Source organism: Collimonas sp. (assembly GCF_039923675.1).
GTDB lineage: Bacteria > Pseudomonadota > Gammaproteobacteria > Burkholderiales > Burkholderiaceae_D > Collimonas.
In genome coordinates, this window is the sequence record NZ_JBDTCG010000073.1 from 1 (window position 1) to 22785 (window position 22785).

23 protein-coding genes are annotated in these 22785 nt (G+C 58.3%); 9 read left to right on the forward strand and 14 right to left on the reverse strand.

What is annotated here, in order from left to right; genetic code table 11:
• Positions 1-243 precede the first annotated feature (243 nt).
• Positions 244-681 carry a diacylglycerol kinase gene (locus ABI171_RS15290; protein ID WP_348093375.1) on the reverse strand — a complete coding sequence of 146 codons (438 nt, stop codon included), beginning with the start codon at positions 679-681 and terminating at the stop codon, positions 244-246.
• A 236-nt stretch (positions 682-917) separates the two neighbouring features.
• Between ABI171_RS15290 and ABI171_RS15295 the strand changes: the two genes are divergently transcribed.
• On the forward strand, positions 918-1700 hold the full coding sequence (locus ABI171_RS15295) for an IclR family transcriptional regulator (RefSeq protein WP_348093376.1): 783 nt from the start codon (positions 918-920) through the stop codon (positions 1698-1700).
• A 107-nt stretch (positions 1701-1807) separates the two neighbouring features.
• Here ABI171_RS15295 and pbpG read toward each other — a convergent pair whose 3' ends face one another.
• Positions 1808-2977, reverse strand: coding sequence for a D-alanyl-D-alanine endopeptidase (gene pbpG, locus ABI171_RS15300; protein ID WP_348093377.1), 1170 nt, complete (start codon positions 2975-2977; stop codon positions 1808-1810).
• 178 nt (positions 2978-3155) lie between these two features.
• The gene (locus tag ABI171_RS15305) at positions 3156-3923 is read right to left on the reverse strand and encodes a class I SAM-dependent methyltransferase (protein ID WP_348093378.1); all 768 of its coding nucleotides are present in this window, start codon (positions 3921-3923) and stop codon (positions 3156-3158) included.
• 166 nt (positions 3924-4089) lie between these two features.
• Between ABI171_RS15305 and ABI171_RS15310 the strand changes: the two genes are divergently transcribed.
• The 4 genes from ABI171_RS15310 to ABI171_RS15325 all read left to right on the forward strand — a co-directional run bounded on the left by ABI171_RS15310 (position 4090) and on the right by ABI171_RS15325 (position 7776).
• A complete protein-coding gene (locus tag ABI171_RS15310; RefSeq protein WP_348093379.1) occupies positions 4090-4872 on the forward strand; it encodes a helix-turn-helix transcriptional regulator in 783 nt (260 codons plus the stop codon).
• A gap of 89 nt (positions 4873-4961) precedes the next feature.
• Positions 4962-5744, forward strand: coding sequence for a MipA/OmpV family protein (locus ABI171_RS15315; protein WP_348093380.1), 783 nt, complete (start codon positions 4962-4964; stop codon positions 5742-5744).
• A 15-nt stretch (positions 5745-5759) separates the two neighbouring features.
• On the forward strand, positions 5760-6446 hold the full coding sequence (locus tag ABI171_RS15320; RefSeq protein ID WP_348093381.1) for a response regulator transcription factor: 687 nt from the start codon (positions 5760-5762) through the stop codon (positions 6444-6446).
• A complete protein-coding gene (locus ABI171_RS15325) occupies positions 6436-7776 on the forward strand; it encodes an ATP-binding protein (protein ID WP_348093382.1) in 1341 nt (446 codons plus the stop codon). The genes ABI171_RS15320 and ABI171_RS15325 overlap by 11 nt, the downstream gene beginning before the upstream one ends.
• Positions 7777-7807: 31 nt before the next feature.
• Here ABI171_RS15325 and ABI171_RS15330 read toward each other — a convergent pair whose 3' ends face one another.
• Both ABI171_RS15330 and ABI171_RS15335 read right to left on the reverse strand, forming a co-directional pair.
• Positions 7808-8710, reverse strand: a complete 903-nt coding sequence (locus ABI171_RS15330) for a DMT family transporter (RefSeq protein WP_348093383.1) — start codon at positions 8708-8710, stop codon at positions 7808-7810.
• A 3-nt stretch (positions 8711-8713) separates the two neighbouring features.
• The gene (locus ABI171_RS15335; RefSeq protein ID WP_348093384.1) at positions 8714-9670 is read right to left on the reverse strand and encodes a histone deacetylase; all 957 of its coding nucleotides are present in this window, start codon (positions 9668-9670) and stop codon (positions 8714-8716) included.
• Positions 9671-9980: 310 nt separating this feature from the next.
• Between ABI171_RS15335 and ABI171_RS15340 the strand changes: the two genes are divergently transcribed.
• Positions 9981-10547, forward strand: a complete 567-nt coding sequence (locus ABI171_RS15340) for a phasin family protein (protein ID WP_348093385.1) — start codon at positions 9981-9983, stop codon at positions 10545-10547.
• 132 nt (positions 10548-10679) lie between these two features.
• On the opposite strand, the gene ABI171_RS15345 is transcribed toward ABI171_RS15340, so the two are convergent.
• From ABI171_RS15345 to ABI171_RS15370, 6 genes are all read right to left on the reverse strand, one after another.
• Positions 10680-13232, reverse strand: a complete 2553-nt coding sequence (locus ABI171_RS15345; RefSeq protein WP_348093386.1) for a DUF349 domain-containing protein — start codon at positions 13230-13232, stop codon at positions 10680-10682.
• A 104-nt stretch (positions 13233-13336) separates the two neighbouring features.
• Positions 13337-14137, reverse strand: a complete 801-nt coding sequence (locus ABI171_RS15350; RefSeq protein WP_348093387.1) for a molybdopterin-binding protein — start codon at positions 14135-14137, stop codon at positions 13337-13339.
• 48 nt (positions 14138-14185) lie between these two features.
• A complete protein-coding gene (locus tag ABI171_RS15355) occupies positions 14186-15058 on the reverse strand; it encodes an EI24 domain-containing protein (RefSeq protein ID WP_348093388.1) in 873 nt (290 codons plus the stop codon).
• A complete protein-coding gene (locus ABI171_RS15360) occupies positions 15058-16044 on the reverse strand; it encodes a sterol desaturase family protein (RefSeq protein ID WP_348093389.1) in 987 nt (328 codons plus the stop codon). Before ABI171_RS15360 ends, ABI171_RS15355 begins: the two co-directional genes overlap by 1 nt.
• A 16-nt stretch (positions 16045-16060) precedes the next feature.
• Positions 16061-16912: a polysaccharide deacetylase family protein gene (locus ABI171_RS15365; RefSeq protein ID WP_348093390.1), complete on the reverse strand. Its 852-nt coding sequence runs from the start codon at positions 16910-16912 to the stop codon at positions 16061-16063.
• Positions 16912-17931 (reverse strand): cytochrome D1 domain-containing protein, encoded by a 1020-nt coding sequence (locus tag ABI171_RS15370; RefSeq protein ID WP_348093391.1) that lies wholly within the window; start codon positions 17929-17931, stop codon positions 16912-16914. Before ABI171_RS15370 ends, ABI171_RS15365 begins: the two co-directional genes overlap by 1 nt.
• A 254-nt stretch (positions 17932-18185) precedes the next feature.
• Between ABI171_RS15370 and ABI171_RS15375 the strand changes: the two genes are divergently transcribed.
• Genes ABI171_RS15375 through ABI171_RS15385 form a run of 3 tightly spaced genes read left to right on the forward strand, consistent with a single transcriptional unit; the run spans position 18186 to position 19094 of the window.
• A complete protein-coding gene (locus ABI171_RS15375) occupies positions 18186-18542 on the forward strand; it encodes an FKBP-type peptidyl-prolyl cis-trans isomerase (protein WP_348093396.1) in 357 nt (118 codons plus the stop codon).
• Positions 18543-18580: 38 nt separating this feature from the next.
• Positions 18581-18805: a hypothetical protein gene (locus ABI171_RS15380; protein ID WP_348093392.1), complete on the forward strand. Its 225-nt coding sequence runs from the start codon at positions 18581-18583 to the stop codon at positions 18803-18805.
• Between the two features lie 34 nt (positions 18806-18839).
• Positions 18840-19094 (forward strand): acyl-CoA-binding protein, encoded by a 255-nt coding sequence (locus ABI171_RS15385; RefSeq protein WP_348093393.1) that lies wholly within the window; start codon positions 18840-18842, stop codon positions 19092-19094.
• A gap of 79 nt (positions 19095-19173) precedes the next feature.
• Here ABI171_RS15385 and ABI171_RS15390 read toward each other — a convergent pair whose 3' ends face one another.
• From ABI171_RS15390 to pncB, 3 genes are all read right to left on the reverse strand, one after another.
• Complete coding sequence (locus ABI171_RS15390) at positions 19174-20178, reverse strand: D-glycerate dehydrogenase (protein WP_348093394.1); 1005 nt, start codon at positions 20176-20178, stop codon at positions 19174-19176.
• Positions 20179-20188: 10 nt separating this feature from the next.
• Complete coding sequence (locus tag ABI171_RS15395; protein ID WP_348093397.1) at positions 20189-21574, reverse strand: sodium:proton antiporter; 1386 nt, start codon at positions 21572-21574, stop codon at positions 20189-20191.
• A 107-nt stretch (positions 21575-21681) separates the two neighbouring features.
• Positions 21682-22785: nicotinate phosphoribosyltransferase (gene pncB, locus ABI171_RS15400; protein ID WP_348093395.1), on the reverse strand; the 1104-nt coding region annotated here is incomplete at its 5' end.

The following is a 22785-nucleotide window of genomic DNA, read 5'->3' on the forward strand; positions in this document are numbered from 1 at the left end:
TGTCTTCGGAGACGTTCAGTTGCTGCGCCAGATCCGGCGCCAGTACCCGGCCATCGGCCAGCAGGCGCTGTTGGATCAGGGCGTGGCGCTCCTTGAGAAGCAGATTTGCAGTATTCATATCAATTCATATCATGCATAAACACGTACAAATATACACAAACGTGCAAACATGGGCAAGCTTTGATTGCCGGGACTTTTCCCGGCAATCGTGGATCCGCTCATGGATCCTTATGGACCACTTGATTACATCAGGATGGGATAAAGAATCACTGCCCAAGTAGCAACAGCCAGCACACAGGTCAGCAGCACTGCGGCGCTGCCGAAATCCTTGGCGTTCTTGGAGAGGGGATTGCGTTCCAGCGAGACCCGGTCCACCACCGCTTCGATCGCTGAATTGATCAGTTCGATGATGATGATCCAGACCAGCACCGCGATCAGCATCAGCTTTTGCAACGCCGGCACCGGTAGCAGCAGCGCTACGATGATGCCGGGAATCACGATGACCAGCTCCTGGCGGAAGGCATGTTCGTTTTTCCAGGCCGAGCGGAAGCCTTCGGCTGAATAGAAAAAGGCGGAAAAAATTCTCTTGAAGCCGCTGGTGCTCTTGAATTCGCTGATCGGCTGCGGCGGCGGTGGTTCCTGCGCTTGCGACGATTGCTTGGATTGCGTTTTTTCACTCATGCTGTGTTGATCTTGAAGGCTAGACTGGCTTGCTTTGATGGGAATGCAGGAAAGCGCGTATTTACTTTCTGCATTTTACCAGCCTTGTTGCACTGCAAGCATGCGGTTTTGACTGTGCTTTTATGACATTTTGCTGCCGGTGTGAGATCGTAGCCGCACTCTAATCCATGACAATAACGCAGCATAACTTTTCACATTATGATATAAACATTCCACTGCAATGCACCATTACTTCAATGAAAACAGCCACTCCCGACGACGCCGACAAGATTTCCATCCAGGTTATCGAGCGCATGATTTCGCTGCTGGATACGCTGGCGCTCTACCCTGATCCGGTCAGCCTGAAAGAGCTGTCGTCGGTGACGGGCCTGCACCCATCGACCGCGCACCGGATCCTCAACGACCTGGTGGTCAAGCGCTTTGTCGACCGCTCCGAGCCTGGCAGCTACCGGCTGGGCATGCGTCTGCTGGAGCTGGGGAATGTGGTGAAGAGCCGTCTCAACGTACGTGAAGCTGCGCTGGATTTCATGCGCGGACTGCATCGCAAGACCAACCAGACCGTCAACCTGTCGGTGCGCCAGAGCGATGAAATCGTGTATATCGACCGCGCGTTTTCGGAGCGCTCCGGGATGCAGGTGGTGCGCGCCATCGGCGGCCGCGCGCCTTTGCATCTGACATCCACCGGCAAACTGTTCTTGTCCATCGACGACCCGAAAATGGTGCGCGCCTACGCTACCCGTACCGGGCTGGCCGGACACAACAAGAATTCCATCACCGACCTCAGCAAGCTGGAGCGCGAACTGAGCCTGGTGCGCGCGCTCGGCTATGCGCGCGACAATGAAGAGCTGGAGCTGGGCGTGCGCTGCATGGCGGCAGGCATCCGCGACGATTCCGGCAAGATGATCGCCGGCTTGTCGATCTCGGCGCCGGCCGATCGCCTGCAAGAGGAATGGGTGGAAGATTTGATCAATACTGCGAATCAGATTTCCGCAGTGCTGGGATACGCCGCACAACAATAATCACGGCAATGACCGCTGCAAATCAACGGTCCATAAAAAAGAGTTTATTCAGCGATGAATAAACTCTTTTTTAATTTCAAACCGCAACAAGCTGGAACAGGATCTTGTCAGGCACCGTTCTGGCCATCGGCCAGCTTGACGCGGGTCAAGGTGGCAGGATGTGAATCGGCTAGCCATTTGCGCACACGGTCTGCGTCAGCCTGGCGTGAATACTTGCCGCGCCCATCGAGCAACACCATGACGAACTGGCGGCCGTCGATGGTGGTTTGCATGACCATGCAGCGGCCTGCCTCATTGATGAAGCCGGTCTTCTGCAAACCGATCTGCCACGACGGACTGTCAACCAGGTGATTGGATGTCGAATATTGCAATGGCCGGCCGCCCGGCTCGACGACATATTTGGAATCAGTCGAATACTCGCGAATGATCGGATGCTGGTAGGCGGCGATCACCAGGCGCGACAGATCGCGGGCGCTGGCGACGTTCAGGTGCGACAAGCCGGTTGAATCGACATAGTGGGCTTCGGTCATGCCGAGCGCCTTGGCCTTGGCGTTCATGGCGGCGACAAAGGCCGGCAAGCCGCCCGGATAACTCCGGCCCAGCGCAGATGCGGCGCGGTTCTCGGAACTCATCAAGGCAATGTGCAGCATGTCGGCGCGCGTCAGCTGCGAACCGATCCGTAAGCGCGAGCCGCTGTGTTTTTCGCGATCGATGTCGTCATCGGTCACGGTCAGCACTTCGTTCATGTCCTGTTTCGCTTCGACCACCACCATGCTGGTCATCAGCTTGGTCAGCGAGGCGATCGGCAACGCTACCTGCGAATTTTTATCCAGCAGTACTTCCGAGCTGTTCTGGTCCAGCACCAGCGCTACGCTGGACTGCAGTTCAAGCGGATCGCGCGTCAGGTTCAGGCCGGCTTGTTCGCCAGCGGACAGCACCGGCGGCAAAGCCGGCACGACTGGCGCAAACGCCACGCGCTGATACATCACCTTGCGGCGGCCATGCACCATCACCACTTTTTTCACCAGCTTTTCGTTCTTGTTCAACGACGCCACACTACTGCTGCGGCCACGCGCTGCGATGGCGGTGTGTTTCCTGGAGCCGGCTTTAGCTACGGATTTCTTATGGGAAGACGCGGATACGGCTTTAGCAGCCGCAGTTTTTTTAGCGGTCTTTTTGCTGGTAGTCTGTTTGGTTTGGGCAGAAGCAGGAGCGGCGGGCGCAATCGCGAGCACGAGGAAGAGTGACAAAAAAACAATTAACGCGGATTTGCCCATTTGCGGCTCCAATATGCGACGATCTATAACTTTGTGGCAGTGTAGGCAAATATCGGAAAAATCGCAAGAGAATTAGATAGTTAGCGCAGCTAATTAAACGACTTTCGATGTCCGGACAACGATTTGCGAGGTAGATTTTACCGCAACTCGCTGCCCGAGCATTTCCTTCAGCATAGGACTATTTGCAACATTCCAAAAGCACTGCATCGATAATAAATGAATAATCTTCCTGTACATCGAAGTAAGCCGACACTTCCGACGGCGCACTGTCCCACAAAGACTTGATCGCAACTACCCGTTCCGGCGGCGTACGCATGCGCGCCACCCAGCTATCGAACTGCAACGGCAGCTTCCAGCCGTGGTCGGCGACGTTGCGCAAACCGGCCTCGTCCAGCAACCGGCGCCAGCTCGGCACACTGCGATTGCGTACGTGCGACGTATCGCGCAGCAGTTCGATCGACTGGAAATAGGTGTCGGTCAAGACATCTTCCGGCGATGCGGTATCGATCATGATGCACTGGCCGCCCGGCTTCAATACGCGGGCCATCTCGGCCAGCGCTTGCGGCAGGTCTTTCCAGTGATGCGCGCTATAACGGGTACAGACCAGGTCGAAAGAGGCATCCGCAAACGGCAGCCTGTCGGCGCTGCCCTGCTGCACATGCAGATTCTTCAAGCCACGTTCAGCGGCAGCGCCCTGCACCACTGTCAACATCTCCTGCGCCAGATCGTATGCAATAACCGTGCCGACGTACGGCGCAATGGCAAACGCCGCGTGCCCTGCGCCGCAGCCGACATCAAGCGCCTTACCTTGGCCGAATTGTTGCGCATAGCCAGCCAGTTTTTGCAGATCTGCACCTTGGGCATGGACAATACTGGTCAGGTAGGCAGCGGCAGTGCTGCCGAATTGTTCGGAAACTACCTTGTCATGGTTACGTGCAGTGGTCATTGGTTTCTCCTCAGAGCGGGTAACGGGTGAAATAACTGGCGTTCATACAGATTGCGGCCAAAGTCAGGGATGAAACCTTAGGTCAGACGCCAGTGTAATTATTTTTTATCCTGTTACAAGACTAGTGCTTATACTATTACTACTAACAACAGGATAAACAATTTCCATGGACGATGCAGGCAAGCGCAAGGCATTGGGTGAATTCATCAAAACCCAGCGCAACCAACTCTCGGCAGCCGAATTGCGGCTGGGCGGCAGCACGCGCCGCCGCACTCCCGGCTTGCGGCGCGAAGAAGTGGCGCAGCTGTGCGACATCAGCGTCACCTGGTACACCTGGATCGAGCAAGGGCGCACCGTTTCGGTGTCGGCGGCGGCGCTAGACAGGATCGCCGAGGCTTTGCATTTATCGCGCGCCAAGCGCGCTTACCTGTTCGAGCTGTCCGGCAAAAAAGATCCGCAGGCACAGGATCTGCAAAGCCAGGATATCCCTGAGGAAATCCTGGCTGTCACCAACAGCATCAAGGCGCCGGCCTACTTGCTGGACCGGCACTGGAATGCGGTTTCCTGGAACCGCGCCGCCAAGGCTTTATTCGTCGGCTGGCTGGATCAAAAGGACGGCCACAAGAACCTGCTCGAATACACCTACTGCGCGCCGCAAGCAGCGCACCTGATCAGCGATTGGGAACAACGGGCCAGCCGTCTGGCGGCCGAATTCCGCGCCGATTGCGGCATGTACCTGGACGAACCGGAAATTGCCCTGCTGGTGACGCGCCTGCGTAGCGCCAGCACGGCATTCCAGCGCGCCTGGAATCTGCACGACGTGGTGGAAAAGGAAGGCGGCGAACGCCGCTTTACGCATCCGACCCTGGGCCGGCTGGCTTATCGCCAGGTCAATTTGCGGGTCGCCAACCGGCCGGAGCTGAAACTGGTCATGCTGTTGCCGATTTAAGCGCCGCCAGTAAGTAAGCAGTAATAGCTTGTAGCCGAATATGGTCCCCGGTAATTTCCCTTTGGACCCCAGCTTTATTCGGAGCTCGCATGCAATCGTTAAAATTTCCCGCCTATATCCTGTTGAGCGTAGCGCTCGGCGTCGCCGGTTTGGCCCACGCCGATAGCGGCGAGCAGGAGGATCCACACGCCGCCGACTCCTCACAATGGGGCCTGGGATTGGGCGTAGGCACGGCGCAACGCCCTTATACAGGCGTCAGCCGGCGCACAACATTTTTACCCATCGTCATGTATGAAAGCAAATGGCTGCATTTCTTTGGCAACTCTCTCGATTTGAAGTTACCATCCATCGATAATTTCGAATTCAGCCTGCGCGCCAAATATGCGCTCAACGACGGTTACAAATCGAGCGATGCACCGATACTGAACGGCATGCAGGAACGCAAGGGCAGCTTCTGGATTGGCGGCGCCGCATCCTGGGATAATCCGTATGCAAAGCTGTCTCTCGAATTGCTGACTGACGCTTCCGGCAAGAGCAAAGGCAACACGCTCAAACTCGGTGCGGAGCATACCTTCAGCTATCAGAAATTCAGATTCACTCCGCATGCCGGCGCGACCTGGATGGACAGCAAATATGTAGATTATTACTACGGCGTACAAACCGCGGAAGCCACGGCGACGCGCGCGGCCTATGCCGGCAAGTCGACCGCCAACCTGGAGGCAGGCATCCGCACCGACTACGCATTGACCAGGAATCAACTGATCATGATCGACATCTCGGATACCAGGTATGGCACAGGCATTACCGACAGCCCGTTGGTGGACAAATCGTCGTCGGTGGCGGCGCATGTGGCTTACGTCTACAAATTTTGATCGGAAAACGCACACATGAATCGCGTCGGCTTGCTGGAAGATCACGACAGAATGACGCAATTGATCCGCAAGGCGCTGGCCGGCGCCGGGATTGAAGTGGATGCCTATACCAACATCGCGCACGCCTGGGACGGTTTTTCCAGAGTCGCCTATTCCGCGCTGATCATCGATCGCGGCGTGCCGGACGGCGACGGCATCGACTTGCTGCGCCGGCTGCGCGACAGAGGCCTCGACACCCCATGCCTGATGCTGACAGCACGCGACGCCCTGCATGACCGGGTGGCGGGACTGGAAGCGGGAGCCGACGATTACCTGCCCAAGCCATTCTCGATGGAGGAGCTGGTTGCGCGCATCCGCGCCCTCATGCGCCGGCCACCGCTGCTGCAAAGCCTGGCGCCCGAATATGCGGGCTTGCAGATCGCGCCGGAGCTGGCTTGCATGCGATTCGGCGTCGAATCGGTGTCGCTGGCGCCATCGGAATTGCAATTCATGTTGTGCCTGGTGAAAGCCCAAGGCCGGCCGGTGCGGCGCGCCGCTCTTGAGACAGCAGCGTGGGGACTGACCGAAGCGGTCACGCCGAATGCCCTGGATGTGGCCTTGCACCGCTTGCGCAAAAAGCTGCAGGCAATCGACGCGCCGCTCGGCATCGCCAATCTTCGCGGCTACGGTTTTGCGCTCCAGGAGTCGGCCGATGCCGCGTAGCCTATCGGCCAGGTTGCTACTCTCGACAGCCATCACGCTACTGGTGATCGATAGCCTGGTTTTCACGGGGCTGGCGGCCGTGTTGCACTGGGGGCCGCAAGCGGTGTTGCGCAAAGAGATTGAAGGCAACAGCAACAAGATCAAAGCGGCCCTGCGATTTTCCGATCACGGCAACCCGACTTCATTGCAACTGGATACGCGTACAAAATACATATATTCAGCCTTGAACAAGGATGCCATTTTTCGCATCCTTGATGAAAATGGCAAAGCCATGATCGCCTCAGACGACGAGATGGCGCCGTTGGTCAGGGAAGGCATGGTTTTCGATCCGGCGCAGTCGTATTTCGCCTTGGACAAAGCGGACGCGATAATGCACGTATTGACCACAGCGGTCAAGCACGGAGGCCACACTTTCTATGTCCAGATTGCGCGCAGCGAGCGTTTCAACGAAGCCATGATGGACAACAATGGCCACAACAGCTTTGCCACAACCATTGCGGTGCTGCTGATCGTCATGCTGGTATTTACCACTGTGGTGGCGATTACCTTCCGGCGCATGCTGAAACCCTTGCGCGATGCGTCCGAAGCCGCCGCCCGGATCGCGCCGCACAATTTGCTGGTGCGCCTCTCGGCGCAAGGGCTGCCCACTGAAATTACGCCGCTGATCGACGCTTTCAACAATGCCTTGGACCGGCTTGAAACCGGCTATCGTTTGCAACAGGAATTCCTGGCGACCGCCGCCCATGAACTCAAAACCCCGTTGGCCTTGATGCGCGGCCAGATAGAGCTTGATGGCGTGGCCGATCGCGGCCTGCTTCTGAAGGACCTGGATCATATGGCGCGCCAGGTGCACCAGCTGCTGCACCTGGCTGAAGTCAGCGATCCGCAGAACTTCGTCTTTGAGGAAATAGACGCCAGCGCGATGGTGAGAAATGCTTCGGAACATCTGGACCGGCTGGCGCAACGCTTGCAAGTACACGTCAATTTACAATTACCGGCGGCTCCGCTGTTGCTGCGCGCCGATCAGGGCGGCCTGTTCATCCTGGTCAAAAACCTGCTGGAGAATGCGATCCATCACGCGCCGGCCGGCAGCGAGGTCATCGTGCGCGTCGACGCCAAGAGCATGTCTGTACAAGACCATGGCATCGGCATCGCCACGGAAGATATGCCGATGCTATTCAAGCGTTTCTGGCGCGGACCGCACCGGCGCGATGACGGCGCCGGACTAGGCCTGGCGATCTGCCAGGGAATTTCGCTCGCGCACGGCTGGCGCATCGAGGTCCGCGCAGAACGGCCGGGGGCTGAAATCATTGTCCACGTCCAGCGATGAAGAACTTGTGCCCCGTCCGCTGCTGTCCCGCTTATTTTTTCATGACGAAAATCACGCCCAGTATCGCCACCACCATGCCGGCGATGCCCAGCAGATTGAAGACTTCGCCAAACATCAGCCAGGCCATCAGCGCCGTGGTGGGCGGCGTCAGGTAAAGCAGGCTGGTGACGCGGGTCGCGGCGCTTTTGCGTATCAACGCAAACAGCAGGAAGATGGCGCCGATCGACAAGGCGAATATCGACCACAGTAAAGCGCCGATGAAGCGTGGAGTCCATTGCACCGCATCCAGCGCGGGTGTCAGGTGCTCGTAGTAAATCGCAAACGGCAGCAGCACCACGATCGAGGCCGCGAACTGGATGATGGTGCCGGTGCGCAGATCGAAATGCGGACAATGGCGCTTCTGATACAGGGTGCCGGCGGTCATCGATACCAACGCCATCAGGCACAGGCCGATGCTGGTCCAGGACAAGCCGACCAGGGAGATTTTGGCGGCCACCACCAGCCCTACTCCGCACATCCCTAGCAGCAATCCCAGCCATTGCCGCGGCCTGACTGTCTCGCCGACAAAGGGAGCGGCAAACGCCGTCAGGATCGGCTGCATGCCGACAATCAGCGCCGACAAACCGGCCGGCATGCCCAACTTGATGGCGCACCAGACGCCAGCCAGGTAACCGCCCTGCAACAGGATCCCGGCAAAGGCGATATGCAGCAATTTGCCGTGCGGCCAGGGCGCGCGCATCAGCAGTACCAGCGGCAGCAGCACCAGCAGCACGCCGCCGAAGCGCAGCAGCAAAAACGTCAGTGGCGGCGCGTATGGCAAGCCGAACTTGGCGACGACAAAGCCGGTGCTCCAAAGCACCACGAACACCAGAGGCATCGCCGCAAGCAAGGGATGGGCGGGCTGGGCCGCCGGCAGGGAACTAGCTGAAGACATGGATTATCCGGGTTGGGTAAGCGGTCGCGCAAAGGCATCAGCGGCATACCGGGCAGCCTGGTCTTTTGCGAATGTTGCCGCAAGCGCGATAGTTTGCAGGTGTACCGCTACCGTGTCTTGTATATTTTTGCCATAACCGCCGGCCATGCTGATGGCCACCGGTATCGCATGGCGGCCAGCAGTTTCCAGCACCATGGCGTCGCGCTGCGCCAGGCCGTCGAAACTGAGCTTGAGGCGTCCAAGCCGGTCGCCTTCATGCGGATCGGCGCCAGCCAGGAAAATGATCAGTTGCGGCGCAAAGCGCGCCAGCATGGTTGCCAGCGCATCCTGCAATGCGCTCAGATAAGCGGCGTCGCCGGTGCCATCTTCCAGCGCGACATCGAGATCGCTCTGCTCCTTGCTGAAGGGATAATTATGCGCGCCATGCAGCGACAAGGTGAAGATGGAATCGTCATTCGCCAGGATCGACGCCGTGCCGTTGCCCTGGTGGACATCGAGATCGACGATGGCGACCCGCTGCAGCCGCCGCTCGGCTTGCATCAACCGGGCCGCAATCGCCGCATCGTTGAAGACGCAAAAGCCGGCACCCTGGTCGGCAAAGGCATGATGCGTGCCGCCCGCCAGATTGATCGCGATCCGTTCAGGATCGCTCAGGGCGGCGCGGCAGGCGGCGATGGTGGCGCCCGCCGAGCGCCTTGAGCGCTCGACCATCTGCGGCGTCCAGGGAAAACCGATCGCCTTTTGCACACTTGCCTCCAGGCTGCCGTCGCTGACCTGTGCGATATAGCGCGGGTGATGCGCCAGCGCCAGCACGCCGTCGCTGGTGGTCGGCGCTTCGTGGAACTCGATGTTCGCAATGGTCGCCAGCGCAGCTTCGTGGATCAGACGATATTTCTGCATGGGGAAACGATGGCCGGCCGGCAAAGGCAGTACGAAATGATCGCTGTAAAAGGCTTTCAAGGGAGGCGTGGTGGGGTGCAATAAAACAACAGTCTAACACTGGTAAATGTGACAGGTGACATGCCAAAAAAATAACGTAAAATCGCACTAAACACTAGTTTTCATAAGCTTTGTACTAAATGATCTGCCATTTATATTGCAGCGCACAAAAATTCGCTTGACACCGTTTCAGAATAATTTACAATCAAATTGTTGCGTCGCACAATGCACTCTTACAGTGCACTGGCAGACGCAGTCAACGGCTAGATATTAGCCAACCTTAGTCGCCTTACCAATTTCGTTTTTAAAGTATCGAACCCTAGGAGAAGCCATGTCTACCGTTGCAGAACAATTTTCAGCCGCTACAAAAGCCAATTTCGAAGCTAATCTGGCACTGTTTACCGATTTCACTACCAAGGCATTTGCCGGCGTGGAAAAATTGATCGACCTCAACCTGAACGCTGCCAAGGCATCGCTGGAAGATTCGAACGCCACTACCCAGAAATTGTTTGCGGCTAAAGACCCACAAGAATTTTTCGCCCTGAGCGCAGCACTGGCCCAACCGAACACTGAAAAAGCCATTGCCTACGGCCGCCATTTCGCCAGCATCGCTTCCAGCACACAAGCTGAACTGACCAAGGCTGCTGAAGCCCAAGTCGCAGAAACCAAGCGTAAAGTCATCGAATTCGTTGATCAAGCGTCGAAATCGGTTCCTCCAGGCGCAGAAGGCGCAGTGGCTTTCGTCAAATCGGCAATCGGCAGCGCCAACGCCGGTTACGAACAGTTCGCCAAGAGCACCAAGCAAGCTGTTGAAACATTGGAAACCAATGTCAACAACGCAGTCGACCAACTGTCGCAAGCTGCTACCAAAACTGCTGCCAAGGCTGCAAAGAAGTAATTTTGTAACGCCGGCAAGCTACAGCGCGCCGGCTTCGTATCTCCTCGGTACCCGCTACAGCGGTATCGTTACTTACCCCGGATCACCGGGGTATTTTTTTTGCCTGGACGCTTGATCCCGCCCAGGCCGCCATTACGCTTTGGCCAAGGCGACCAGTTTCAACAACCGCTGCAACGATGCTTCGTCGATCAATGCCGGCAAGCCGCAGATATGCAACAGTTGCTGCTCGATGTTTTTCGCTGCCGCGCCAGCCTTGAGCGAAGCTTGCAATACTTCCACCTGCAACTGCAGGCGCTCGCGCGACAACGCTCCCGGGCTGTCGCTGCCAGCCAGGATTTCCGCACGCAACAATTCCTGCGCCAGCAATGGGCGGCCGGCTTCAAGTGTGGCTGCGTAGCCGCCGCTATTTTGCAAGGCGCGCTCAAAACGCGCGGCGAGGATTTTTTCAAATGCCGGCGCCAGCGCCGGCAGTGCTTGCCAGTCATCGGCGCCAATCCCGCTGGCTTCGCCGCCGGTAATGCCCGCTTCAACTTTCTGACACAGGACCAGCTTGGCCCGCAGTGCATCGGCTTGCGCCAGCGCCGCCTGCCTGCGACTTTGATCGAGTATCGCCTCCACCGCCGTCACCGCGGCCTGGAAACGCGCATCGATTTGCGCCTGCACGGCGCGCGGCACCTGGCCGCCGCGCGTCCATTCCTGCCGGGCTTGCCGCAAGATCTTCGCCAAGCCGGCATCGGGCCGCGTCAGTGCGGCCTCCAGCGCGGCGCATTGTTCTTCGCGCAGACGCAGATTGTCGCGCCGTTCGGCGTCGGCGCTGGAGGCGGCCTCCTTGCGCTGGGCGAAGATGGCGTCGCAGGCGGCGCGGAAACGCTGCCACAACTCCTGCTCTTCCTGGCGCGGCAAAGGCAAGGCCTTGGCTTGTTCTTGCCAGCGTGCCTGCAATTCTTTGACGCGGTCAGCGGTATCACGTTGATTGGCGGGCAACTCCGCGGCTTCGGTGATCAGTTTTTCGCGGCGGGCGACTTCAATCGCTTGTTGTTCTGCCAGCGGCGCCAGCAAGGTCTGCAGTGCGGCGGCAAAAGCAGCTTCCAGCGATTTTTTCTCGCTGCGGTTGATCGCGCCCAGCGCTTTCCATGCCTGCTGCTTTTGCTGGCAGAATTGGGCGATGAGTTTCCAGTCAGGCGTCACGCCGCTCGCGGCATCTGCCGCCAGCGCGTTTTGTGCATGCTGCAACACGTCATCAATCAATCCCCGCGCGTTGACTTGATTCGCCTGGCGCTGTTCGGCCTGCTGCTGGAAATGGGCTGCGACAGGCGCGTAGGCGCTGGTGCAAGCCACATCAAACCCTTCCCACAAATTCTTTGGCGCGGATCCGGAGCTCACATCCAGCGATTTCCAGCGCGCGCGCAAGCTGCCGATTTTCTTTGCCAGCTCGGCCGGCGCCAATTCTTGCGCCGGCAAATCCAGCGCCGCCTTGGTCAATTCTTCACGCGAGACATTGCCGCCCCAGCGCGCCCAGCCTTGCAGCCGGGTCAGTTCGCTACGGGCCTGGGTCAGGCGGCTGAGCTGGGTCGCGCTCGGCTTGTGTTGTTTGAAATCGATCGCGCGCAGGGCTTTGTCGAAATCCACCGCAACTTGCAGCGCACCGTCTTCCAGCGCCTTTTCGAGACCGTCCAAGGCCTCGCCGATTTGCGGACCGTCACCCGTCTCAGCTACGGCCACCGTAGCCTGTGGCTTTGGTTGTTTAACCACCACCACGGTATGTTGCTTCAACAGCGTCTGATAACGTTGTTCCAGGCCGTCATCCAACAGGGCCGCCGGCAATCTCGGCAAAGCTGACCATGCGTTTTTCAAAGCTGCCGGATCCAGCGCTTCGGTCGCCGCTTCCCAGTTGCTCAGCAATTCAATGCGCGCCTGCAGCGCCGATTGATGTTGTTGCAAATCCACCAGCAGTTTACGCAGAGCTTGCGCTTCCTGCGCAAAATCGGTCGCCAGATGACGCGGCAAGGTCAAGGCTTCGGCATGGCTGGCGCAAGCTGCCATCTGCGCTTCCAGGGCCTCCAGTGTATCCAGCGTCGGCAGGCTCCCCGCCTCACCCCCGCCGATCAACGCCGTTTTGGCTTGCACATGTAAAACCCGCGCGCTACTCAGCAAACCGATGGCGCCATGCTGCAAGGCCGCCTGGGAAGTCAGGCGATCCGCCAGCGCTGCCCGCAGTTGCGCAAATTGCTGCTGCATCTCCAGTGGCGCGTCTTTGCCGTCCCAGCTGCGATCCAGTTCCGCAACCTGGTTCGGCATCAACTGTCGCTCTTGCTGCAAACGCTGCGCCTGCGCGATACAGGCGGCCGCCTTGCCGGCAACCACTTGCTGCTGGCGTACGCTGTCGAGCCGCGTCTGCATCAGCTTGGCGACGCGGCGGTCGGTGTTGCGGCAAGCTTGCAGCACTTGCTCCAAAGCCGCCGGCGACTGTACCTGTTGCGCGGCGGCCAGGCGGGCGTCGGCAAAAGCGGATTGCACGATGAACGCCACCGCGGCGGTTTCATCGCTCAAGGCTTGCGCCTGCTGCAGCGCTTGCTGCCGCGCCTGATCTGCTTCTTGCTTGGCTTCCGCACGCAAAGCGGCCTGGGGAGCAACGACAGGCTGGGGCGCGGCGCGGTCTGCGCGTTTGAAAAGAAATCCGAACATGTGATATCAATCAGATAGGAGCAGATCGCCGTTAATCGCTAACGGCAAACGCAGTGGTTGAGATGAGAGGAGTGAGTAGTAATTGCCCGGATGGACCGGATGGATCAAGCGGGCCGGTATTCTGCCTTTAACAGATCAAGACCGGCCAGCATCTTCTTGAATGCAGCGGCGCTCTGCACTGGTTCGCCTTTGACGCCAAGATCGATATGACGGCGGATGCCAGCCTCGCCCACATGCGGCAGGCTGAACACTTTCACCAACGGAAACTCCGCTTCGATGGCTTCCATCAGCGGCGTCAGCGTCGACTCCATGGCTTCAAAGACCAGCACCGATTGTTCCAGTTGCGGATTCTGGTGGAACTGGTCGGCGTAACAGGTATCCAGCACCCATTCGAACATCGGCCAGGCCATCACCGGGAAACCCGGAGCAAAATGATGCGCGCCGGCTCCCTTGTGGCGAATCGAAAAACCCGGGATCTTATTAAAAGGATTAGGAATGATGTCGGCGCCCTGCGGGAACTCGCCCATCTTCAAGCGGTGCAGGTTGTCGGGGGTATCGTAATCGAGAGCAACGCCGGCGTCGCGCGCGGTATCGGCGATCCGTTCGCGGATTTTCTCGCGCGCCTTGGGATGCAATGCCAGCGGTGCGCCTAGCGCGGCGGCGGCGCATTGACGCGTGTGGTCATCCGGCGTAGCGCCGATGCCGCCGGTGCAAAATACAATGTCGTCACTTTCCAGCGTCCGTTTCAGCGTGGCGGTAATGCGGGCCGGATCGTCGCCGATGTATTCGGCCCAGCTCAGCGTCAAACCGCGCGCGGTGAGCATTTCCAGTATTTTCGGAAAGTGTTTATCGACTCGCCTGCCTGACAGGATTTCGTCGCCGATGATGATAAGTCCGATTGCCATGGGGATCGCCGTTTAGCTGAGGATAAATGAAATAGTGACAAGAAACCTTCAAGGCTGCGAGGTATCGGACAATTGATGAATCACCTGGCCGCCGTCACGCTTGGCCATAATGATAGCAGCCTGCGCCGCCGCCCGATATTTCTCTAGCGCGGCCAGGCAATAATACTCAAACCAGAGGCCGGTAAAAACAAATACCAGTACATACAGCCAGATCGATCCGGCCGCCAGCAATGGGAAAATCACCAGCGACAGCGCTCCGCCCAGCCACACGATGGTAGGCGCAGCGCCGAGGGCGCCGGTGATCACGCCGATCACCAGCAAAGGCCAGCGGTGGATCTTCAGGATCGCCCGCATTTCATCCTTGTCGGCATGCGCGGCCAGCGCTTCATAGGCGAACACGCGATAAGTCAGCCAGCCCCATAGCACCAGCGGAATCAAGAAGGCGAACGGTGGAATCAGCCATAGGGGCAAGGTGAGCAGCCACAACACGCAGAAAATGATAAAGGCTGAGAACGAGGTCCAGACGCTGCCGAGCAGCGAGCCGCCCTTGCGCAGTTCCAGATCGGGAAAATGACGGCGGCCGACATGACGCGCCGTCGCCGGCAAGGCGAAGGCGCCGACGAACAGCAAGGCGGTCAGTATCATCAAAGGCAGCAAGGCCCACAGCGCCAGCCAGGGAATGATGACGGTCTTGAGCGCGCCCAGGCCGAGCCAGGCCGGGATGTAGTTGGCCAGGCCCATGCCGTCGTTGCCGGTAAAATAATTTTTTTGCAACCAATCGATCATCGGCTGCAAACCCCACCACAGGGCGAGGCCCCACACCAATATCGATAACAGGAACGGCAGGAAAGTCAGCATCAACATGCGGTAATGCAGCTGCGACAACAGCGCCCGGCCGAAGGCCACCAGTAGCGGGCGCATCAGCGGCTGCGCTTTCCGGAAAATTCGACCATGCGCTTCAGGCCCAGCCATTGCTGCTCCCAGAAGCCTCGGCCATAATCTCGGGCCGACCGGCCGGCTGTCGGCAACTGGTCGCGAATGCCGGTGTGTTCGAAAGTCTTGCCGAAATAAGCGCTGCGGAAAAAGATGTCCCAGAACGAAAACAGGACGCCGAAATTATGGCCGCCCAGCGTGCCCTTGCCTTTGCTTTCATGACCGATGCCGATTGCGTGGTGCCAGCGATGAAAGCGCGGCGACACCACCAGCGCGTCGCCCACCCGGCCGAAATGAATCCGCACATTGGCGTGTTGCAGGCTTTGCAACATGCGGGTGATCGAAACCAGCAACACGTATTGCGCCGGTTCGACGCCGATCGCCAGCGCTACGAGCGCCATCACCACGTCATGGATCACGCCATCCAGCAGATGATTGCGGTCGTCGCTCCACAAGTTCATGTTTTGCTGGCTGTGATGCAGGCTGTGCAAGCCCCACAGCCAGCCGAAACTGTGTTGCGCACGGTGATACCAGTACTCGCAAAAATCCAGCACCAGCAGATACATCAGGAAAGTGACCAGCGGTTTGTCGGTCAAACCCGGCAGCAGGTTTTCCAGGTTGAACGGGTTGATTCCTTCCAGATGGAGCAGCTCGGTGGCCTTGGCCATCAAGGGATCGATCAGGAAAAACACCAGCACCGAGAAGGCACCGAGGCGATACAGTACGGTATAGATGAAATCGATCCAGCGCGCCCGCTTGTCGTTGAATGCATGCACAGGAATTACAGCTTCCAATGGCCGCAGGATGAGGAACAGGACAACCAGTTCGCAGACGCCGATCAGGAACCATTCGGTGCCGTCGAAGGCATCTTCCAGATATTCGCTGAAGCCGGCATGGAACATGAGCGGCTGCACCACGGCCTGGAACAGCCAGGCCTGTGCATTCGCAAACCAATTTATCAAGATATCTGTCATGAGGCCTTATGTACCCTTATGCACCTTTGTGCGCCTTTGCTGCGTTGCTCAAGACGACCGGTCCGGTCAGCTTACCCTGGTAAGCAGGATGATCGCGCAGCGTTGCGAAGCAGAAGCCTTTTTTCTCCAGGCCGCTGATCAGCGGCTCCAGCACGGCCGGCGCCCATGGATCTTTACGCGACCAGATGCCCAGGTGCGCCATGACGATATCGCCATCCTTGAGGTTCTTCAGCGTACGCTCCAGCAGCATGTTATTCGGCCATTTATCGCTGGGCAATTCGTCGCCGGAAAAACCGGCCTCGGCCCAAGCCACATGCTTATAGCCGCAAGCCTCGCCTGCCGCCAGCGTGTGCGGCGTCAGGTGGCCGCCGGGGGTGCGCCAGAAATGATCGATATGCTTGCCGGTCAGCGTTTGGAAGCGCTGGTCGACACGGTTCAGTTCGTCGCAATACTGCTGCGGGGTCCAGGCCTGCAGCTTTCCGGCGCCGGCGCCGAATTGCGGCTTCACTTCAATCTTGCCGTCAGCCAGATCGCGTTTGGCATAAACGTGATCGAATGTATGGCTGCCGAAGGCGTGACCGTCGGCTACCAGCGATTTCCAGAATGGCGCCCAGGATGGATCCAGGGTGAAATCGCCATTCACGGTTTTTTCATTCGCCATGAAAAAAGTGGCTTTGATATGGTGCCGCCGCAAAGTCTGGGCGATGTATTCGGCCTGCGACTGGCTGCCGGTATCGAAAGTCAGGTAGACCGTGCCGGCGCTGCAAGCCGGCGCCGGCTGCGCCAGGGTCAGGCTGGCAGGCGCCAGCGCAGCCAGCGCTAGCGCAACTGCCGTCACGCCCGGCTTGCCGGAAGAGAGGATACGCATCACAGCTCGGAAGCCCGGTTATTGAAATAGATGCCGTGCGGCGAGCGGCCTACCGGGATCGACTTGATCACCTTGCGGGTCGCCAGATCCACTACCGATACCTTCTTGACCCAGCGCTGGGTGACCCACATGGTCTTGCCGTCTGCAGTGATTTCCATGCAGTCAGGACCGCCCGGAACGCTGATGCTGCCGACGCTTTCCAAGCTGTTCAGATCGAGCACGTTGATGGTGCCGGCCACCCGGTTGGAAACGAAGACATGGCGATTGTCGCCCTGCGGCCGGAAGTTGTGGGCGCCGTCGCCGGTCTTGATTTTCTTGACGATTTTCCGGGTACGCCAGTCGACCACGGCAACATAGTCGCTGCCCATCACGCCGACCAGCAGATATTTGTTATCCGGCGTCATGTAGACACCGGCCGGTTGCTTGCCGATCGGCATGGTCCATTTGACTTTTTGCGTGGCGAGATCCACGGCGGCGAGTTCATCGCTGCCCTGCAGGCTGATGAAAGCCAGTGAACTGTCGGCGGTGAACGCCATATGGCTAGGCATCGATGGCAGCGGCAGGCGCTTGGCCAGCTTCAGGTTCTTGCCGTCGTAGCCATAGATATCGATGCGATCCAGCCGCAGGCCATTAGAGATGAACCACTTCTGGTCGGGTGAAAAACCGATCTGGTAGGGATCGACGATGTCTTTCACCTGGCTCTGGATCTGGCCGCTTTTCGGATCCAGGAACAACAGCGAATTGCCGGTCGCGGCAGCCACGATCAACGATTTGTTGTCCGGCGTCGGCATCAGGTGATGCGGCTCTTTGCCGACCGGGAAAGTACTGATTTCCTGGTAAGTTGCCTGGTCCAGCAAAGTAATGGTGGCGTCACGCGAGTTCAGTATAACCACCGTGTTGCCGGCAGTCGATGCGATTGGCGAGGAGGATGCGGATGGTGCAGCGAAACTGGAAAATGCGGTCAACAAACCGCAGGCAGCGATAGCGGTGACAACGGAACGACGAACAAAAACGGACATAACACCACTCGGAGAAGCGAAAAGGACTATTTTACCGCGCATATACCGCATACAAATCACACCCATGGATTTAAATGACTTCCGGTGCCCCTGGAAGGGCCGCACTAGAATACCTGCCGACACAGCTTGCCGGCCGGATTTTCGTTTACACTGCACTACCCGGCGAAACTGGCGGCAACATTGGCAACAACTCTCAGCCGCCTCGCCTTATTTATTTAACTATTTTACAATTTTTATCTTTAAAAAGGATTTCTATGTCGACCATCACTACAGTTTCAGGCCTGCAATATGAAGAAGTCACCATTGGCGACGGCGCTGAAGCAAAAGCCGGCGACCATGTGACCGTGCATTACACCGGCTGGTTGCAAAATCCGGACGGCAGCGCTGGCAAGAAATTCGACTCCAGCAAGGATCGCGGCGACCCGTTCGAATTCCCGCTGGGCGCCGGCCATGTCATCAAAGGCTGGGATGAAGGCGTGCAAGGCATGAAAATCGGCGGCGCCCGCAAGCTGATTATTCCTGCTGCACTCGGCTATGGCCCACGCGGCGCCGGTGGTGTGATTCCACCAAATGCCACCTTGATTTTTGATGTTGAGCTGTTGGGCGTCTAAGCTCTACCTTTATTACAGCACGCGGTTGCCACTATTCGATGAAAAAATCCAGTTTGCCTGACTTCACCTTGATGACGCGTTGTATGACGTCATTGCTGCTGGCCGCGCCATTGCTGGGCGGCTGTACCGTGGTAAGCGTAGCCGGCAGCGTGGTGGGCGCCGGCATCAGCGTCGGCAGCGCCGCGGTCGGGGTCGCCTCCACCGTGGCGGAGGGCACCGTCAAAGCAGGTTCCGCCGTGGTCGGCGCCGTCACTCCCGACTGATCCGATTTCCTCCCTTCATTCCCAAGAGACTCTCATGACACTCCAAGCCCAGTTCGCACAAGCCCAGGCCGACTCCAAGACACTCAGCGAGCGTCCTGACAATATGACCATGTTGAAGCTGTACGCGTTGTTCAAACAAGGCAGCAGCGGCGACGTCGAAGGCGAGCGCCCTGGCATGACCGACTTTGTCGGCCGCGCCAAATGGGATGCCTGGAACGAGCTGAAAGGCAGCACCCAGGACGCAGCCCAGCAACAGTACATTGATCTGGTTGAAAGTCTGAAAGACTAAATCCCGGTCCGCGAAAAACACGAAAGGCATGAAATAGCGTTCTATTTCATGCCTTTTCTGTTTTGCGCGGCCGTATCGATCAGCTTAAGGTAATCTTGCCCAGCACTTCGGGATTGAGCAGGTTCGGCGGAAACATCCGCTCTTTATTCGGCAACAGCGCCGCCAGCAGATTATCGGCCGCGCAATCGGCCATTGCCCGCCGCGTCGGCTCCGAAGCGCTGGCGATATGCGGCGTCAGCACCACATTCGACAAACCCAGGAAATCAGGATGCAATGCCGGTTCATTCTCGAAAACGTCGAGTCCGGCAGCGGCAATTTTCTTGTCGCGCAAAGCGGCAATCAACGCCAGGTCGTCGACGATGCCGCCGCGCGCCAGGTTGACCAGGGTTGCGCCCGGTTTCATCAGGCCCAGTTCGGCGCTGCCGATGGTGTGGTGCGATTCCTTGGAATACGGCAGCACCAGTATCACATGGTCGGCGGCGCCCAGCAACTCTTCCTTGCTGACATAACGCGCCTGGTTGGCGCGCGCTTCCAGCTCCGGCGCCAGGCGCGAACGATTGTGGTACAGCACCTGCATGTCGAAACCCATCGAGCGCCGCGCAATTGCCTGGCCGATGCGACCCATGCCGATGATGCCCAGCGTGGCGCCATGTACGTCCGCGCCAAGGAAACTATCGTAGCGCCATTGTTTCCAATGACCGGCGCGCAGCCAATGCTCGGCTTCCGTCACCCGCCGCGCCGTCGCCATCAGCAAGGCCCAGCCGAAATCGGCCGTGGTTTCGTTCAGCACGTCAGGCGTATTGGTGACCATCACGCCAGCCTTGGTGGCGGCCGCGACATCGATATTGTTATAACCGACCGCCTGGTTGCACACTGCTTTCAGGCGCGGACTGGCTTGCAGCAATTCGGCTGAAATGCGTTCGCTGGCGGTCGCAATCACACCGTCCTTGTCATGCAGCTTTTCAGCCAGCTCGGCGGCGCCGAAGATGCGGTCTTCCTGGTTGCTCTCGACCTCGAAGTATTGCTGCATCCTTGTAATCACTTCGGGGAACACCGCCCTGGCCATCAATATCTTTGGTTTCATCGCTCTGTCATCAACGGAAAAAAATGAAAGTCATCACTGCGAACAACGGCAACAGCACCACACAAGCCCAGGCCATGTAACCGAAGAAAGACGGCATCTGGATGCCGCGCTCTTCAGCAATCGCCTTGACCATCAGATTGGGCGCGTTGCCGATGTAGCTGTTGGCGCCCATGAAGACGGCGCCGCACGAAATCGCCGCCAGGGTCGACGCCAGCCGCGTCATCAGCTCGGTCGCGTCGCCGGAGGCGGTATTAAAGAACACCAGGTAGGTCGGCGCATTGTCGAGGAAAGACGACAGCACGCCGGTGGCCCAGAAATACATCGCATTGTGGGGTTCGCCATTGTCGTGGGTGACTGCATTCACGATGGCGCTGAAAGCGCCGTGTTCGCCGGCGCGCAGCATGGCGATCACCGGTGCGATGGTGACGAAAATCCCGGCAAACAGCTTGGCCACTTCAAGGATCGGCCCCCAGCTGAAATCATTGCCCTCGCGAGCAATCTTCGGCGTCAGCAAGAGCGAAGCGAAGATCACCAGCACCAACAAGCCGTCGCGCAGCAGGTTCTGCAATTCGACTACCGTGCCGTAGATGTTGTAACTGATCCCCGGCTTCCAGAAACCGCTCATCAGCACCAGCGCCACCACGACCGCCAGCAAGACAAAATTGACCTTGCCATCGAAACGCAACTTGACGCCGGGCAGCGAAGGATCAGGCTTGGGCGGCAATTGCTCGCCTTTGGTATGGAAGTAATAATTATCCAGCAGATAGAAAATCACCAGCAGCGTGCCCCACATGAACATGGTCTGGCCGAAGATGTTTTTAAAAGTCCAGGAAAAATCGACGCCTTTCAGGAATCCCAGGAACAGCGGCGGATCGCCCAGCGGCGTCAGCGCACCGCCGGCGTTCGCCACCAGGAAAATGAAAAACACGATGATGTGCACCGTGTGCTTGCGGTTTTCATTGGCGTTGATGACCGGCCGGATCAGCAGCATCGCCGCGCCGGTGGTGCCCATCAGGCTGGCCAGCACGGTACCCAGCGCCAGCAAACCGGTATTCATGGCAGGCGTGCCGCGCAAATGGCCGCGCAGGCAGATGCCGCCGGCCACCACGAACAAGGCGGTCAGAAGAATGATGAAAGGGAAATATTCCGCCAGGAAGGCATGCACCACGCCGGCAATCGCGATCGGCACGCCGAATCCGAGCGCACAGGGAATCAGGAAAGCGAGCGACCAGACCACTGCAATCTTGCCAAAATGATCGTGCCAGAAAGCCGGCGCCAGCAAGGGACCGAGTGCAATCGATAGCAGCAGGCCGATGAACGGCACGCCCCACCAGACAGATAACTGGGCGCCGTCGAGTTCTGCGGCCTGCGCCGCCATCGGCAGGCAGGCGATCATGATGGCGAGTATTTTTTTATGCAATGTAGTCTTCCGGATAAGGTGAGTGAAGCAAAAAACAAACCATTTTAATCGGGAATCGTTATTAACCAAATAACAAATTGACACTACTCGCCGACAACCGGAGCCGCACCTTTCGGCGGTTCGGCAATCTCGAAAACTTGTCGCAGATAATTCAGGTACGCCTGGTCGTCGCACATGTTCTTGGAAGGCGTATCCGACAGCTTGGCCACCGGCTGGCCATTACACCGTACCATCTTCATGACGATTTGCAAGGGCGTATAGCCCAGATCGTTGGTCAGGTTGGTGCCGACGCCAAACGCCACGCGGGTGCGGTCCTTGAAGCGCAGGTACAACGCGTTGACCTTGCCGAAATCCAGGCTATCGGAAAACACCAGCGTCTTGGTCGACGGATCGACCCGGTTGTCCTGGTAATGTTTGATCAGGCGCTCGCCCCATTCGAACGGGTCGCCGGAATCGTGACGCGCGCCGTCGAACAACTTGCAGAAATACAAATCGAAGTCGCGCAGGAATGCCGCCATGCCGTAGACATCCGACAAGGCGATCCCGAGATCGCCGCGGTATTCCTTGGCCCACATTTCAAAACCGTAGATCTGCGAATCGCGCAGCCGCGGGCCGAGCGACTGGCAAGCCTGCAAGTATTCATGGGCCATGGTGCCGAGCGGCGTCATGTTGTATTTCATGGCGAAATACACGTTGGAGGTACCGACCAGATGCTGCGCGAAATCACGCTGTAAAGTCTGCACCACCTCTTCGTGCCAGCTGCGCGAAAAGCGCCTGCGCGTGCCGTAATCGGCCACCTTGCAGCCTGCCATGGCAGAATCGTCGCGGATCAGCGCCATCTTGGCTTGCAGGCGACGCCGTCCTTCGGCGTGATCCGGCGCCGTCTGGGTGGCTCGGAAATACACTTCATTGACGATCGCCAGCACCGGCACTTCAAACAGGATGGTATGCAGCCACGGCCCCTTGACCACGATATCGATCTCGCCGTTGTCCGCCGCCGAGGGCTGCACGCTGATGTATTTTTGCTGCAGATGGAACAGGCTCAGGAAATCGATGAAATCGTTCTTCATGAAGCGCATGCTGCTCAGATAGGCCAGTTCCTGCTCCTGGAACCGCAAGCGGCAAAGGCCGGCGATTTCATCGCGGATTTCGTCCACATAGGGCCGCAGGTCGACGCCCTTGTTGCG